Raw genomic sequence first — 15428 nt, 5'->3', positions numbered from 1 at the left:
ATGGCCGCTGAAATCGCCAATCCCAGCGTTTCGATCCAGGACCTGTCGCTCAATTTCGGCGCCGTCTCGGTGCTGCAGACGCTCAACCTGGATGTCGCCGACGGCGAATTCATCGTGCTGCTCGGGCCGTCCGGCTGCGGCAAGTCGACCTTGCTCAACTGCATCGCCGGGCTGCTCGACATCTCGGACGGGCGCATCTTCATCAAGGGCAAGAACGTCACCTGGGAGGAGCCGAAGGACCGCGGCATCGGCATGGTGTTCCAGTCCTACGCGCTCTATCCGCAGATGACGGTGGAGAGGAACCTTTCCTTCGGCCTGCGCGTCGCCGGCTTGGCGAAGGACGAGATCGCCAAGCGCATCGCGCGCGCCGCCGAGATCCTGCAGATCGAGCCGCTGCTGCAGCGCAAGCCTTCGGCGCTGTCCGGCGGCCAGCGCCAGCGCGTGGCGATAGGGCGCGCGCTGGTGCGCGACGTCGACGTCTTCCTGTTCGACGAGCCACTCTCCAATCTCGATGCCAAGCTGCGTTCGGAGTTGCGCGTCGAGATCAAGCTTTTGCACCGCCGCTTGCAGAACACGATGATCTACGTCACCCACGACCAGATCGAGGCGATGACGCTGGCCGACCGGATCGCGGTGATGAAGGGCGGCGTGATCCAGCAGCTCGACGCGCCGCAGACGATCTACAACCGCCCCGTCAACCGCTTCGTTGCCGGCTTCCTCGGCTCGCCGGCGATGAATTTCATCGACGGCAGGCTGGAGAAGGACGGCGGCGACTGGCACTTTGCCGTCGAGGATGTTCGCATCCCGCTTGCGACCTATTCCTTCGAGAAGGAGCCGGCGCCGGGCCCTGCTGTGTTCGGCATCCGGCCAGAGCATGTCGCCTTCAACAGCGGCACGGGGTGGCCCTTCACCGCGACAGCCAATGTCGAGGTCGTCGAGCCGATGGGCTCCGATACACTGGTGTGGCTGAAACTAGGCCGGCAGAACTTCACCGTGCGCGTCACCTCCGAACGCACGCCGAAGAACGGGGATGCGGTCGGCATCGGCTTCGATCCGCTGCGCGCCTCGCTCTTCGACGCTCAAACCGGCAACCGAATTTAACTCCCCAGGACCAACAGAACGGACAGGACAGATGAACTGGTCATTCCAACTCTACAGCGCCCGCAATTTCCAGCCATGGAACGGCGTGGTGAAAATGCTCGGCGAACTCGGCTACAGCCAAGTCGAGGGCTTCGGCGGCGTCTATGACGACCCGAAAGCGTTCCGCGCCGAGCTCGACAGGAACGGGCTTGCGATGCCGACCGGGCATTTCTCGATCGACGCGCTGGAGAATGATTTCGACGGCGTGCGCAAAACCGCGGACGCGCTCGGCATCACGCTCCTGATCTGCCCCTATCTTATGCCCGATCAGCGCCCGTCCGATGCCGCCGGCTGGCGCGGCTTCGGCGAGCGTCTCGCCAAGGTCGGCGAGGTGGCAAAGAAGGCCGGCTACGGCTTTGCCTGGCACAACCATGATTTCGAGTTCAAGCCGCTTGCCGACGGCTCGCTGCCGCAGGACCATATCCTGTCCGCGGCACCGGATATCGGCTGGGAGATGGACGTCGCCTGGGTGATCCGCGGCGGCGCCGATCCGCTGCCCTGGATCGAAAAGCACGGCAAGCGCATCGTCGCCGTGCACGTCAAGGACATGGCAAAGCCGGGCGAGGGGCTGGACGAGGACGGCTGGTCCGACGTCGGCCACGGCACGATCGACTGGGCGAGCCTGTTCAAGACATTGCGCGCCAAGAGCGCGGCGCAGTATTTCATCATGGAGCAGGACAACCCCAACGACATCGAGCGCTATGCCCGCCGCTCGATCGCGGCAGCCAAGAGTTGGCAGGAGTAATCAAAATGGCGGAGAAACTTGGCGTCGGCGTCATCGGCTGCGGCAACATCTCGAAGGCGTATTTCTCGCTGTCGCCGCTGTTCCGCGGCATCAAGATGCGCGCCTGCGCCGATATCAACATGGATGCCGCGAAAGCGCGGGCAAAGGAGTTCAAGCTCCGCGCCGAGACGGTCGACGACCTGCTCAGGGATGACGAGATCGACATCATCGTCAACCTCACGGTTCCGGCGGTACACTACGAGGTCTCCAAGGCGGTGCTCGACGCCGGCAAGCATGTCTATTCGGAAAAGCCGTTCGTGCTGTCGATCGGGGAAGGGCTCGATCTCAAGAAACGGGCCGAGAAAAGGGGCCTGCGCATCGGTTCGGCGCCAGACACGTTCCTCGGCGGCGCGCACCAACTGGTTCGCGATCTGATCGACAGCGGCAAGCTCGGCGCGATCACCAGCGGCACCTGCCATGTGATGGGCCACGGCATGGAGCACTGGCATCCCAACCCGGATTTCTTCTTCCAGCCGGGCGCCGGTCCGGTGCTGGATATCGGGCCGTATTATGTCACCAACCTGATCCAGCTGATCGGACCCGTGAAGCAGGTGGCCGCCTTCGCGACGACGCCGGCGAAGGAGCGCACCATCAGCTCCCAGCCTCGTGCGGGCGAAAAGATCCCGGTGAACACGCCGACCACCATCCATGCGCTGCTTGAATTCGCCAATGGCGCGGTGATCACGCTCAACACCAGTTGGGACGTCTGGAGCCATGGCCACGCGCCGATGGAGCTCTACGGTGAATTGGGCACCGTCTTCGTGCCGGACCCGAATTTCTTCGGTGGCGAGGTGCGCTTCACCGAGTCGGCCAAGCCGGTGAAGAAACTGCCGAAATGGAACCATCCGTTCGGCGTGCCGAACGAGATGCATGGCCATGGCATGATGGCGAACTACCGCACCGCCGGCCTTGCCGACATGGCGGTCGCGATTGCCGAAGGGCGGCCGCATCGCTGCTCGATGGAGCTGGCGCTGCACGCGGTCGATGTCATGACCGGCATCCTGCGTTCCGGCGAAAGCGGCAAATATGTCGCCATGCAGACGACCTGCGAGCGGCCGGCCGCGCTCGGCGTCAAGGACGCCAAGGCGTTGCTGGCGAAGAAAAAGTAGGTGGCAACCCCTCTCCCCGTTGCGGCGGGGAGAGGGTAAGGGTTAGGGGCACGCATCGATTCAATTCAGGTTGGCGGCGATCGCCGCGCCGTTTCGATCCCGAGGATTGCCATGCCCTATGTCGCCGCCCAAGACCGCTACGAGAAGATGGTCTATAACCGCTGCGGGCGGTCCGGCCTGAAGCTGCCGGCGATCTCGCTGGGGCTGTGGCACAATTTCGGCAACGACACGCCGCACAGGACCAAGCAGGCGATCGCGCGCAAGGCCTTCGACCTCGGCATCACGCATTTCGACCTCGCCAACAATTACGGCCCGCCGCCCGGCTCTGCGGAAACCGCGTTCGGCGAGATCCTGCGCACCGATTTCGCCGCTTACCGCGACGAGATGATCATCTCGACCAAGGCCGGCTACGAGATGTGGGCCGGTCCGTACGGCGAATGGGGCAGCCGCAAATATGTGCTGGCCAGCCTCGACCAGAGCCTCAAGCGCATGGGGCTCGACTATGTCGACATCTTCTATTCGCACCGTTTCGATCCCGAGACCCCGCTCGAGGAAACGATGGGCGCGCTCGACCATGCGGTGCGCTCGGGCAAGGCGCTCTATGCCGGCATCTCCTCCTACAATTCGCAGCGCACGCGCGAGGCGGCCGACCTATTGCGGCAGCTCGGCACGCCATGCCTGATCCACCAGCCGAGCTATTCGATGCTCAACCGCTGGGTCGAGGAGGATGGGCTGCTCGACACGCTGGAGGGGCTCGGCATCGGCTCGATCGTGTTCTCGCCGCTGGCGCAAGGCATGCTGACCGACAAATATCTCGGCGGCATCCCCGAGGGCAGCCGCGCGTCGCAAGGCAAATCGCTCAAGCCCGCCTTCATCAACGACAGGTCGATCGCCAACATCCAGGCGCTCAACGCCATCGCCGCCCGCCGCAGCCAGACGCTGGCGCAGATGGCGCTGGCCTGGGTGCTGCGCAAAGGTCGCGTGACCACAGCGCTGATCGGCGCCAGCCGGCCGGAACAGGTCGAGGATTGCGTCGGCGCGCTCAAGGCGCTCGAGTTCTCCGATGCCGAGCTCGCCGAGATCGACACTTACGCGCGCGAGTCCGACATCAATCTTTGGGCGGCTTCGGCCGAACGCAAAGGGCCGCCGCGCAAGTAGCGGTTAGCCGGCGAACCATCTCCGCCGGCGCGTGCCTGGAGGGACGCGCTGCGGAAACAGTGGCAAAATCATTCGTTCGTCGCTATCTCAGGGGAATTGAAGCCGTTCGCGTGCGAGATTTCGAGCGGACGTCGATTGGGCGAACAAGATGACGGCAAGAGATGCGCTGACCAAGAACCAGCTCTGCGTGCTCGAGAAGCTCGAGGCGTCCAGCGGGCCGCTCAGCGCCTATACGCTGCTCGACCAGCTGCGCGAGCGCGGTTTCCGGGCGCCGTTGCAGGTCTATCGGGCGCTCGACACGCTGGTGAAGTCCGGCTTCGTGCATAGGCTCGAAAGCCTCAACTCCTTCGTCGCCTGTGCCGAGCCGCACGACCACAGCCATTCGATGACGGCCTTCGCCATCTGCGACAATTGCGGCCAGGTGACCGAAATGTCCGACCACGATGTCGATCACCGGCTTGACGAATGGGTGCGCTCGACGGGATTTGCAGCCAAGAAGGCGGTTATCGAGTTTCGCGGGGTGTGTGCCAAATGCAGGGCTGAAGCGGCGTAAGAACGCCGATATTCAGGTGAGGTCGGCCTGCAAATGGCGGCTCCCTGCGCTTCCGGTGCTTACGTACTTTAAGTACGCTCCGCTCCGGTTCTCGGGACCCACCATTTTCGACTCGACCTGACCTGAATCTCGACGCTCTTACAGCGTGGGGTAGCGCCTAATGCGCCTCGTCCCAGTTGTTCGCCGCTCGCGCGTCGACATGCAGCGGCACCGACATCGACACCGCCGGCATCGGCGCGTTCTCCATCACGCGGCGCACCACGGGGATGGTCGCCTCGACCTCCGCTTCCACCGTCTCGAAGATCAGTTCGTCATGCACCTGCAACAGCATGCGGGCGGAGAGTTTCGCCTTGTCCAGTGCCTCTTCCATATGCACCATGGCGCGGCGGATGATGTCGGCCGCGGTGCCCTGGAGCCTGGCGTTGATCGAGGCGCGCTCGTTGAAGGCGCGCACCGACGGGTTGGACGACCTTATTTCCGGATAGTGGATGCGGCGGCCGAAGATGGTCTCGACGAAACCGTTTTCCCGCGCATAGGCCTTGGTTTCCTCGATATAGTCGCGGATGCCCGGGAAGCGCTCGAAATAGCGCTTGATATAGGCGCTCGCCTCGTCGCGCGGGATCGACAGCTGGTTGGCCAGGCCGAAGGCCGAGATGCCGTAGATGATGCCGAAATTGATCGCCTTGGCGCGCCGGCGCACCTCCGAAGGCATGCCTTCGACCGGCACGTTGAACATTTCCGATGCGGTGATGGCATGGATGTCGGCGCCGTCGGCGAAAGCCTGCTTGAGCTGCGGGATCTCCGCGACATGGGCAAGCACGCGCAGCTCGATTTGGCTGTAGTCGGCCGAGACCAGCTTGTGGCCCTTTTCGGCGATGAAGGCGGTCCTGATCTTGCGGCCCTCGGCGGTGCGCACCGGGATGTTCTGCAGATTGGGATCGGAGGACGACAGACGCCCCGTCGTCGTCGCGGCGAGCGCATAGGAGGTGTGGACGCGGTTGGTGCCGGGGTTGATGAAGCCCGGCAGCGCGTCGGTATAGGTCGATTTCAGCTTGGTGAGCTGGCGCCAGTCGACGATCTTGCGCGGCAGCTCGTGGCCTTCGGTGGCAAGGTCTTCCAGAAGCTGCGCCGAGGTCGACCACTGGCCGGTCTTGGTCTTGGAACCGCCCGGCAGGCCCATCTTGCCGAACAGGATATCGCCGAGCTGCTTTGGCGAGCCGATGTTGATGCGTTCGCCGACGATTCCGTAGATTTCCTCCTCGACGCGGGCGGCGCCCTGCGCCAATTCGCCCGACAGTCGCGACAGGATCTGGCGGTCGACCGAAATGCCGCGCTGTTCCATCCGGGCAAGCACCGGCACCAGCGGCCGCTCCAGTCGCTCGTAGACGGAAACGAGGCCCTTGGCGGCCAACCTCGGCTTCAGCACCAGCCAGAGCTGCAACGCAATGTCGGCCTGCTCGGCAGCGTATGTCGTCGCGCGCTCGATATCGACCTGGTCGAAGCCGATGGCGCTTTTGCCCGAGCCGGCGAGTTCCTTCTTCGAAGCCGGCGCGTGGCCGAGCCACTTCTCCGACAGCGAGACGAGGTCGTGACCGCCGGAGGTGCCTGCGTCGAGCACGTAGGAGATCAACATCGTGTCGTCGAACGGCCCGACCTCGATGCCGTGCCGGCCCATCACGACGATGTCGTATTTCGTGTCCTGGACGATCTTGAGAACCGACCGGTCCTCGAGCAACGGCTTGAGCAGCGCCAGCGCCTCGCGGACGGGGATCTGGTTCTCCAGCATGCCGCCGCCGAGCAGGTCGCCATTGCCGCTCTTGTGGGCGAGCGGCACATAGACGGCGCGGCCCGGCGCGATCGCCATGGAAATGCCGATGAGATCCGCCTGCATCGGATCGGACGAGCTGGTCTCGGCGTCGAGCGCAAGGACGCCGGCGTCGCGGGCTTCGGCTATCCAGGCCTTGAGCGCCGCCGCATCGCGGATGGCGGTATAGGCCGAGGGGTCGATCTTGCGGGCCGCCGCCTGTTCGAGCCGCAGCGCCGAGAGCAGCGAAGGGGTGTCGCCCTGCGGCGGCGCATCCTCGCCCCTTGTGGCAGGTTTCGCGGTGCCCTTCGATTCAGGTGCCGGCTGTCTCGATGGCGCGCCGGCGCCGACATCGGGGCCATGCGCGGTATCGGCGCGCTCGACGGTGACGGCGGAAGCCTGGACATCGCCGATCTCGGTGGCGGTCGCCTCGGCGACGCGCCGCGTCAGCGTGGTGAATTCCATCGTCTTCAGGAAGCCGATCAGCTTCGGCCCGTCCGGCTCATGCAGGACCAAATCGTCCAGTCCCTCCTTCAGGGGCACGTCGTTCCTCAGTGTCACCAGCTCGCGCGAGATGCGCGCCTTGTCGGTATTGGCGATGATGGTTTCGCGGCGCTTGTCCTGCTTGATCTCGGAAGCACGCGCCAGCAGCCCGTCGAGGTCGCCGAACTGTTCCAGCAGCTGCGCCGCGGTCTTCGGGCCGATGCCGGGCACGCCCGGCACGTTGTCGACGGAGTCGCCGGTCAGCGCCTGCAAATCGATCATCTTTTCCGGCGGCACGCCCCATTTCTCGATCACCTCGGGAATGCCGATCTGGCGGTCCTTCATCGGGTCGTACATGCCGACGGTCGGGCCGACCAGCTGCATCAAATCCTTGTCGGAAGAGATGATGGTGGTATCGGCGCCGGCCTCGCAGGCCATCCGGCTATAGGTGGCGATGATGTCGTCGGCCTCGAACCCCTCCATCTCGATGCAGGGCAGGTTGAAGGCCACGGTCGCCTGGCGGATCAGCCCGAATTGCGGGATCAGGTCCTCCGGCGGCGCGGAGCGGTTCGCCTTGTATTCGGGATAGAAATCGCTGCGGAAGGTTTTCGAGGAATAGTCGAAGATGACGGCGAAATGCGTCGGCACGATGCCTACACTGGTGTTGCGGGCGTCCTGCATCAGCTTCCACACCATGTTGCAGAAGCCGAGCACGGCGCCGGTCGGCAGGCCGTCGGATTTGCGGTTCAGCGGCGGCAGCGCATGATAGGCGCGGAAAATGTAGCCGGAGCCGTCGACGAGGAAGAGGTGATCGCCTTTTTTCATGCCGGCAGGGATAGCGCGGCCAGCCTTCGCGGTCCATGCCAAAGGCTGTGCAAACCTGCCAGTTCGGGCAACACCCCTGACAGATACTGTCCGGGCGGAATCCACTGCTCACGGGCATGTTACAAAAGTGTAATTTTCGTGCCCTTGAATCGCCACGTTCACAGACCCAAATACACGTCATCGGCAGTTTTCGCCGAAGTCCGGAGTAAGGCCCGTCCCCCGCCTATCCCGGGCAAACTGCGGCAGCCTATCCCCCCTCTCCGGGCTGCCGCATCGTTTCGAGTAAAGACCGCCGTGGTTCCCCCTCCACCACGGCGGTTCTTTTTTGCCTCCAGGCAAGCCTTTCCCGCTTGGTCCAACGATCACGGCTTTTCGTTTTCCGCATCGCCCTTTAGGGTCTGCCACAAAAATCGAAAGGCCCCCAATGTCCAGACTCTCCCCCGTCCTCGACCGTCTCGATCAGAACCTCGACCAGAGCCTTGAACGGCTGTTCGGCCTGCTCGGCATCAAGTCGATCTCCACCGATCCGGCCTTTGCCGCCGATTGCCGCAAGGGGGCCGAATGGCTGGTGGCCGAGCTCAAGCTGATCGGCTTCGACGCAAGCGTGCGCGACACGCCCGGACACCCGATGGTGGTGGCGCATCACGAAGGACCGGCAGGCTCTCCGCATGTGCTGTTCTACGGCCATTACGACGTGCAGCCGGTCGATCCGATCGAATTGTGGGAAACCGATCCGTTCGCGCCGTCGATCAAGGAGATCGAGCCCGACCGCAAGGTGATCACCGGGCGCGGCTCGGCCGACGACAAGGGGCAGCTGATGACCTTCGTCGAGGCCTGTCGCGCCTGGAAGCAGGTGCATGGCAATCTGCCGTGCCGCGTCACCATCCTGTTCGAGGGCGAGGAAGAATCCGGCTCGCCGTCGCTGAAGCCGTTCCTGGAAGCCAACGCCGCCGAGCTGAAGGCGGATTTCGCGCTGGTCTGCGACACCAGCATGTGGAACCGCGAGACGCCGTCGATCTGCGTGTCGCTGCGCGGCATGGTCGGCGAGGAGATCACCGTCAAGGCGGCCAACCGCGACCTGCATTCAGGCCTCTATGGCGGGCCGGCCGCCAATCCGATCCGCATCCTGGCGAAGATACTAGCCGACATCCACGACAAGGACGGCCATGTCACCATTCCGGGCTTCTATGACGGTGTCGAGGAGACGCCCTCGCAAGTGCTGAAATCCTGGGAAGGGCTCGGCGAAACGGCCGAGACCTTCCTCGGACCGGTCGGTCTCTCCATACCGGCCGGCGAAAAAGGGCGCTCGGTGCTCGAGCTCACCTGGGCGCGGCCGACCGCGGAATTCAACGGCATCATCGGCGGCTATACCGGCAAGGGCTTCAAGACGGTGATCGCGGCGGAAGCGTCGGCGAAAGTGTCGTTCCGGCTCGTTCACAAGCAGGATCCGAAGAAGATCCGCGCCGCCTTCCAGGCCTTCGCGCGCGAGCGCATCCCCGGCGACTGCTCGGTAGAATTCCACCCGCATGGCGGCTCGCCGGCGATCCAGCTTTCCTATGACTCGCCGTTCCTGACCAAGGCCAAGGATGCGCTGTCGGACGAGTGGGAGCGGCAGGCCGTGACCACCGGCGGCGGCGGCTCGATCCCGGTGGTGGGCGACTTCCAGACCTATCTCGGCATGGAATCGCTGCTGGTCGGCTTCGGCCTCGACGACGACCGCATCCACTCGCCGAACGAGAAATACGAGCTGACCTCCTTCCACAAGGGGCAGCGGTCATGGGCGCGCATCCTCGACGCGCTGACGCGCTAAGGCGCGGTTTCACGAAAGACGTGACATTCAACTTTTTGTTGATTTTTCTCCGGATCGCGGCGAGGACGGGTTAAGCCGACCCGGAGAAGAGAATGACCGTCGACATCCGTTTCCATAAAAACGATCTGCCGGACCTTACCCGCTACAACGTCGGGGCAGTGGCCATCGACACGGAAACGCTGGGGCTCAACCCGCATCGCGACCGGCTCTGCGTGGTGCAGATATCGCCTGGCGACGGCAGCGCCGACGTCATCCAGATCGCTCCAGGCCAGAAAGAGGCGCCGAACCTCGCCAGCCTGTTGAGAAACAACACAATCACCAAGCTGTTTCACTACGGCCGGTTCGACATCGCCGTGCTCTACCACACCTTTGGTGTGATGGCCGAGCCGGTGTTCTGCACCAAGATCGCCTCGCGGCTCACCCGCACCTATACCGATCGTCACGGGCTGAAGGATCTCTGCAACGAACTGCTCGGCATCGGCCTTTCCAAGGCGCAGCAATCCTCCGACTGGGCGGCCGAAACGCTCTCGCCCGAACAGCTCGAATATGCCGCCTCGGACGTGCTCTACCTGCACAGGCTGCATGAGGTGCTGGGCGCGCGCCTGGCGCGCGAAAACCGCACAAAGGAGGCGGACGCCTGCTTCCGTTTCCTGCCGACGCGCGCCAAGCTCGACCTGATGGGTTGGGCCGAGGAAGACATCTTCGCGCACAGCTGACGGAACCCGGCGCGTCCAGGGACGTTCATGCCGGTCTATGGAGGGCCGGTTCGCGGCGGGGCCGGTTCATGGAGGGAGTGACATGGCAGAGCGCAAACCGATAGAAAGCGCGCCGAAGGACGGCTCGAAGGTCACCATCCTGTGGAAGGACGGCGACGGCGTCGTCAACGAATCCATAGGTCAGTATCGCGACGGAGGGTGGTGGGTCTACACCGACAGCGACACGCAAAAGAAGGTCGATCCGACGAGCTGGCGTCCAGCATCAAATGACGACGACCAGTAGGCTGCGTGCAGGCTTCAAGGCGGGCCTCGACCGAAACAAGGGGACGCAATGAGGCAGAACACGCTCTATCTTATCATCGGGGCGCTGGTCGCGGTGGTCATCGCGCTCGGCATCTATGTCTATCGCGAGCAGACCAAGCCGAAAGGCGTCGAGCTCAAGATCGACGACAAGGGCATTTCGATCCAGCAGAATTGACCACGGTGGCCAGCCGGAAGTGGCTGGCGCCGTGAGGGGCTAGACTGGCTTTGCGAGACGACATTGCGCCGGGGGGATTTCGGCCGGAGATACAGGGGCTGCGCGGGCTCGCCGTAGCCTTTGTGGTGATCTTCCATATCTGGCCGGCAGCACTTCCCGGCGGCTATGTCGGGGTCGACATCTTCTTCGTCATCTCCGGCTTCCTGATCACCGGCCTGCTTACGCGCATGGCTCTGAGCGATAGCGGCATCTCGCTTGCCGGCTTCTATACGCGCCGGGTCAGGCGATTGCTGCCGGCGGCGATCGTCGCGCTCTTCGTCACGCTCGCGGGAACGCTGCTGTTCGTGTCGGACGCATGGTGGGAAGAAACCGCCAGGCAGGTGATCGCAAGCGCGCTCTACGTGCAGAACTGGCGGCTTGCCGAGCAGGCCGTGGATTATCTCGGCGCCGAGGACGCGCCGAGCCCCGTCCAGCATTTCTGGTCGCTGTCGATCGAGGAGCAGTTCTACATCGTCTGGCCGGTGCTGATGATCGCGGCGCTGTGGTGGGCCAGGCGCCGCGGATATTCACCCGTGCAAATGCTCACCTTCGTGCTCGGCGTGGTCCTGGCGGGCTCGCTCGCGGCTTCCGTCGCCCTCACCCGATCCGATCCGGCATGGGCCTATTTCGTCACCCACACCCGGGTCTGGGAGCTGGCCCTTGGGGGATTGCTGGCACTGACCCTCGATCGGTTCCGTCCGAGCGCGCATATGAGGAAGGTGATGGCTGTCGCCGGCCTGCTGGCGGCGCTGGCATCGGCGGTGCTGTTTTCAAGGTCGACCGATTTTCCAGGCTTCAAGGCGCTGCTGCCGACGCTCGGCGCCGCGCTGGTCATTGCGGCCGGCAGCGTGCGCATGGGCCGCTTCCGCGGCTTGGATACCGCCGCGCTGCGCTATATCGGCGATCGCTCCTATTCGATCTATCTGTGGCATTGGCCGCTGATCATATTCTATGTGGCGCAGCGCGGCCCGATCGGCCTGGTCGATGGCGTTCTCATCATCATCGCCACCCTGGCTGTTTCCGGTCTCTCCTACCGCTTCGTCGAACAGCCCTATCGCCATTCGCGCTCGTCGCTGGCATGGCGGCCGCTGATCGACGGCACGCTGGCGGTGGGGTTGTGCGTGGCGGTGGCCGGCGGACTCGTCTATGTCATCGACCGGCAGCCCATCGACACCAGCGTGATCGGGACGCCGAATTATCCGGGACCCGCGGCCTTGCTGGCGAATGCCGTCGTCCCCCAGGGCGTCAAGCCGCTGCCCCCCTTGAGTAAGATCGGCAGCGACGTGCCAGTCATCTACAGGTTGAAATGTCATCAGGAGCAGAAGGGCATCGACGCGACGGGTTGCCAGCTCGGGGACCCGACGGGGACGAGGACCATCGTCGTAATGGGCGATTCCCACGCCGCGCAATGGGTGCCGGCAGTCGACAAAATAGCCAAGGACAGAAAATGGAAGCTCGTCACCTTCACCAAGGCGGCCTGCCCGGTGACCCGGGTCACCATCCTCGACGACGGCAAGCCGTATGAACAATGCGCGCTGTGGCGGGAGAAAGTTCTCGCCGAAATTGCGAAACTGAAGCCCGATCTCGTGTTCACCAGCCAGAGCAACTACACCAGCGTTGCGCAGGACGCGATGATCGAGGGGCTGCGCAGCGTCTGGAGCGAGCTCACAAGCCAGGGCGTGCGCGTCGTCGCCATCCGCAACACGCCTTTCAGCCTGTTCGATCCGCGCGATTGCCTCAGAACCGATCCCGGCAAATGCGTCAATCCGCGCAACGAGGTCGAACGGGAAAACATCTACGCGCTTGCCGCCCAGTCCGTGCGGGGGGTAACCGTGGTCGACATGAACGATGCGCTATGCGGCAAGGACAATTGCCCGGCGGTGGTCGGCAACATCGTCGTTTTGCGCGACAACCATCATCTCACGGCCACCTATGCGCTGGCGCTGGCGCCCTATCTGGCCAAGGCAGCGGGACTTTAGGCGAGTGTCTGCCAGCAAACGGCGTCCTGCCGGCCTAAAGGCTTGTTTTCATGCATGTCATTATCGCAAAACCGCTGCACACTTTTGCGCGACATGCATTAGAACGATACTGAGACAGCCGGATTCCGAAAATCCTAAGGGTTTTCAAAAGGCTGCATAAACCCTGCTTTAACCCGCCTTTAAACCGCCGCATCTAGTCTTCAACCCGAACGCCATCGGCACCGGGGCAGGCAAGCAAGAGCGCATGGCGAACCGCAGAGACAGTCGCATCGAACCGAGCTTCGAGGGATCGCCGCGCGCGAAATCCTCCGAAGGCTTTTCGGTGAGCGAGGAGGATCGCGTCGTGCCGGGCAGTCGTAAATCCGCTTCGAAAGGCAGGTCCGCCAAGGCGAAATCGCGCGGCCGCGGACGTGGTCGCGATCGCAATCGGCGCGGGCTGCTCGGTATCGCCACGCGGCTTGTCTACTGGTGCTTCGTGCTCTGCATATGGGGCGGTATCGCGACGGCAGGCATCGTCGTCTATTACGGCGCCAAGATGCCGGCGGCGACGACGTGGTCGGTCCCGGACCGTGCGCCGAACATCAAGATCGTCTCGGTCGATGGCGCGCTGATCGCCAATCGCGGTGCGTCTGGCGGCGAGGCCGTCGGCCTGCACGAAATGTCGCCCTATATCCCCGAGGCCGTGGTCGCCATCGAGGACCGGCGCTTCTATTCGCATTTCGGCATCGACCCGATCGGCCTGTCGCGCGCCATGGTCGCCAATCTGCTTGGCGGCCATTTCTCGCAGGGCGGCTCGACGCTGACGCAGCAACTGGCGAAGAACCTGTTCCTGACGCCGGACCGCACGCTGGAGCGCAAGGTCCAGGAAGTGCTGCTCGCGCTGTGGCTCGAGCACAAGCACAGCAAGGATCAGATCCTCGAAATGTACCTCAACCGGGTCTATTTCGGCTCGGGCGCCTATGGCGTGGAGGCGGCCTCGCGGCGCTATTTCGGCAAGAGCGCGCGCGACGTGACGCTTTCGGAAGCCGCGTTGCTGGCGGGCCTGCTGAAGGCGCCGTCCAAGCTTTCGCCGGCGCGCGACCCGAAGGCGGCCGAGGAGCGGGCGCAGCTCGTGCTCGCGGCCATGCGCGAGACCGGCAAGATCAGCGACAAGGAATACAAGACGGCGCTGAGCGCGCCGGCGACGCGCGCGCCGTCCTACTGGACCGGCTCGGAAAACTATGTCGCCGATACGGTGATGGACGAACTCCCGGACCTCATCGGCGACGTGCGCAGCGACATCGTCATCAACACCACGGTCGACCTCAACCTGCAGAAGCTTGCCGAACAGTCGATCCGCCGGCTGATCGACGAGAGCGGCAAGAAGCTCAACGTCACGCAAGGCGCGCTGGTGTCGATCGACGATTCCGGCGCGGTGCGCGCGATGGTCGGCGGCTATGATTATTCGACCAGCCAGTTCGACCGCGCCTCGGAAGCGCGCCGGCAGCCGGGCTCGGCCTTCAAGCCCTTCGTCTATATGGCGGCGCTGGAAGCCGGCCGCACGCCTGACAGCATCCGCAACGACGCGCCGATCAAGATCGGCAAATGGACGCCGGACAATTACGGCGGCAAATATTACGGCAAGGTGACGCTGGCGACAGCTTTGGCCAAGTCGCTCAACTCGGTGGCGGCCCAGCTCACCATGGAAGTCGGCCCCGACGCCGTGGTGGAAGCTGCGCATCGCATGGGCATCCAGTCGGACCTGCAGGCCAACACCTCGATCGCGCTCGGCACCTCGGAGGTGACGCCGCTGGAACTGACCTCGGCCTATGTGCCTTTCGCCAATGGCGGCTACAAGCCGGACATCCACTTCATCCAGCGCATCACCACCGCCAACGGCAAGGTGCTCTACGAGAACAGCGGCGGCGGCGCGCCGCGCGTCATCAAGGCCGATATCGTCGGCATGATGAACTCGATGATGACGGGCACCGTCGAGGTCGGCACCGCCAGGAAGGCGGCCTTCAACTGGCCGTCGGCCGGCAAGACCGGCACCAGCCAGAATTCGCGCGATGCCTGGTTCGTCGGCTACACCGCCAATCTCACCACGGGCGTGTGGTTCGGCAATGACGACGGCAGCCCCATGAAGAAGGTCACCGGCGGCGCCCTGCCGGCGCAGGCCTGGCACGAATTCATGGTGGCCGCGCATGAAGGCGTGCCGGTCAGGCCGCTGCCCGGCACCTGGAAGTCGACGCCGTCCGATACGATCGTGCCGGACGAGATCCCGTCGGCGGACGCCTCGCAGCCGCCAGCGCCGCCCGCGGCCATCGGCCAGTCACAGCCGGTCGCTCCGGCGCCAGCGCCGGTACGTCAGGCGCGCCCGGCCCAGACCGTCGATGCGAACGGCTTCGACATGCCAAGCGACAGCGGATCGACCGCCTCGATCAAGCATCCGGTGCCGCCCGGCAATGTCGGCGGACCGACCAAGAAGCGGCAGACTTCGATCCTCGATATCCTGGGCGGCGGTTGAAGCGGCAACTCGCCCTCTCGTAATGGCAAGCGCCTTCGGCTACA

The 15428-nt window shown here is 64.2% G+C and carries 12 protein-coding genes; 11 read left to right on the top strand and 1 reads right to left on the bottom strand.

Annotated features, from left to right (window positions below; genetic code table 11):
* From ugpC to FJ957_RS28485, 5 genes are all read left to right on the top strand, one after another.
* On the top strand, positions 1-1101 hold the full coding sequence (gene ugpC / locus FJ957_RS28505; RefSeq protein ID WP_140836189.1) for a sn-glycerol-3-phosphate ABC transporter ATP-binding protein UgpC: 1101 nt from the start codon (positions 1-3) through the stop codon (positions 1099-1101).
* Positions 1102-1132: 31 nt separating this feature from the next.
* Entirely contained in the window at positions 1133-1885 is a 753-nt protein-coding gene (locus tag FJ957_RS28500; protein ID WP_140836144.1) for a sugar phosphate isomerase/epimerase, read from the top strand.
* Positions 1886-1890: 5 nt separating this feature from the next.
* Positions 1891-3033, top strand: coding sequence for a Gfo/Idh/MocA family oxidoreductase (locus FJ957_RS28495; protein ID WP_140836143.1), 1143 nt, complete (start codon positions 1891-1893; stop codon positions 3031-3033).
* Positions 3034-3144: 111 nt separating this feature from the next.
* Positions 3145-4191, top strand: coding sequence for an L-glyceraldehyde 3-phosphate reductase (mgrA, locus tag FJ957_RS28490; RefSeq protein WP_140836142.1), 1047 nt, complete (start codon positions 3145-3147; stop codon positions 4189-4191).
* 148 nt (positions 4192-4339) lie between these two features.
* Positions 4340-4744, top strand: a complete 405-nt coding sequence (locus FJ957_RS28485; RefSeq protein WP_041003614.1) for a Fur family transcriptional regulator — start codon at positions 4340-4342, stop codon at positions 4742-4744.
* Between the two features lie 157 nt (positions 4745-4901).
* Here the strand turns inward: FJ957_RS28485 and polA are convergent, their stop codons facing one another.
* Positions 4902-7856 (bottom strand): DNA polymerase I, encoded by a 2955-nt coding sequence (gene polA / locus FJ957_RS28480; RefSeq protein ID WP_181180750.1) that lies wholly within the window; start codon positions 7854-7856, stop codon positions 4902-4904.
* Between the two features lie 424 nt (positions 7857-8280).
* Here polA and FJ957_RS28475 point away from each other — a divergent pair, with 424 nt between their 5' ends.
* The 6 genes from FJ957_RS28475 (at position 8281) to FJ957_RS28450 (ending at position 15384) form a co-directional block, all read left to right on the top strand.
* Positions 8281-9666: a M20/M25/M40 family metallo-hydrolase gene (locus FJ957_RS28475; RefSeq protein ID WP_140836140.1), complete on the top strand. Its 1386-nt coding sequence runs from the start codon at positions 8281-8283 to the stop codon at positions 9664-9666.
* A gap of 92 nt (positions 9667-9758) precedes the next feature.
* Positions 9759-10382 (top strand): ribonuclease D, encoded by a 624-nt coding sequence (locus FJ957_RS28470; RefSeq protein WP_140836139.1) that lies wholly within the window; start codon positions 9759-9761, stop codon positions 10380-10382.
* Positions 10383-10464: 82 nt separating this feature from the next.
* Positions 10465-10665, top strand: coding sequence for a hypothetical protein (locus FJ957_RS28465; RefSeq protein ID WP_140836138.1), 201 nt, complete (start codon positions 10465-10467; stop codon positions 10663-10665).
* Positions 10666-10713: 48 nt separating this feature from the next.
* Positions 10714-10860, top strand: a complete 147-nt coding sequence (locus FJ957_RS28460; protein WP_140836137.1) for a hypothetical protein — start codon at positions 10714-10716, stop codon at positions 10858-10860.
* Between the two features lie 50 nt (positions 10861-10910).
* Positions 10911-12878 carry an acyltransferase family protein gene (locus FJ957_RS28455; RefSeq protein WP_181180749.1) on the top strand — a complete coding sequence of 656 codons (1968 nt, stop codon included), beginning with the start codon at positions 10911-10913 and terminating at the stop codon, positions 12876-12878.
* Between the two features lie 244 nt (positions 12879-13122).
* Positions 13123-15384, top strand: a complete 2262-nt coding sequence (locus FJ957_RS28450; RefSeq protein WP_140836135.1) for a transglycosylase domain-containing protein — start codon at positions 13123-13125, stop codon at positions 15382-15384.
* The last annotated feature ends 44 nt before the right edge of the window (positions 15385-15428 follow it).

Source organism: Mesorhizobium sp. B2-4-6 (genome assembly GCF_006442775.1).
Lineage (GTDB): Bacteria > Pseudomonadota > Alphaproteobacteria > Rhizobiales > Rhizobiaceae > Mesorhizobium.
The sequence above is the reverse complement of the archived record's forward strand: the minus strand, read 5'-3'. Positions and strand labels throughout refer to the sequence as shown.

Bases quoted from the DNA above. Each gene is read 5' to 3' on its own strand.
- ugpC (WP_140836189.1), top strand. From the start codon at position 1: ATGGCCGCTGAAATCGCCAATCCCAGCGTTTCGATCCAGGACCTGTCG.
- FJ957_RS28500 (WP_140836144.1), top strand. From the start codon at position 1,133: ATGAACTGGTCATTCCAACTCTACAGCGCCCGCAATTTCCAGCCATGG.
- FJ957_RS28495 (WP_140836143.1), top strand. From the start codon at position 1,891: ATGGCGGAGAAACTTGGCGTCGGCGTCATCGGCTGCGGCAACATCTCG.
- mgrA (WP_140836142.1), top strand. From the start codon at position 3,145: ATGCCCTATGTCGCCGCCCAAGACCGCTACGAGAAGATGGTCTATAAC.
- FJ957_RS28485 (WP_041003614.1), top strand. From the start codon at position 4,340: ATGACGGCAAGAGATGCGCTGACCAAGAACCAGCTCTGCGTGCTCGAG.
- polA (WP_181180750.1), bottom strand. From the start codon at position 7,856: ATGAAAAAAGGCGATCACCTCTTCCTCGTCGACGGCTCCGGCTACATT.
- FJ957_RS28475 (WP_140836140.1), top strand. From the start codon at position 8,281: ATGTCCAGACTCTCCCCCGTCCTCGACCGTCTCGATCAGAACCTCGAC.
- FJ957_RS28470 (WP_140836139.1), top strand. From the start codon at position 9,759: ATGACCGTCGACATCCGTTTCCATAAAAACGATCTGCCGGACCTTACC.
- FJ957_RS28465 (WP_140836138.1), top strand. From the start codon at position 10,465: ATGGCAGAGCGCAAACCGATAGAAAGCGCGCCGAAGGACGGCTCGAAG.
- FJ957_RS28460 (WP_140836137.1), top strand. From the start codon at position 10,714: ATGAGGCAGAACACGCTCTATCTTATCATCGGGGCGCTGGTCGCGGTG.
- FJ957_RS28450 (WP_140836135.1), top strand. From the start codon at position 13,123: ATGGCGAACCGCAGAGACAGTCGCATCGAACCGAGCTTCGAGGGATCG.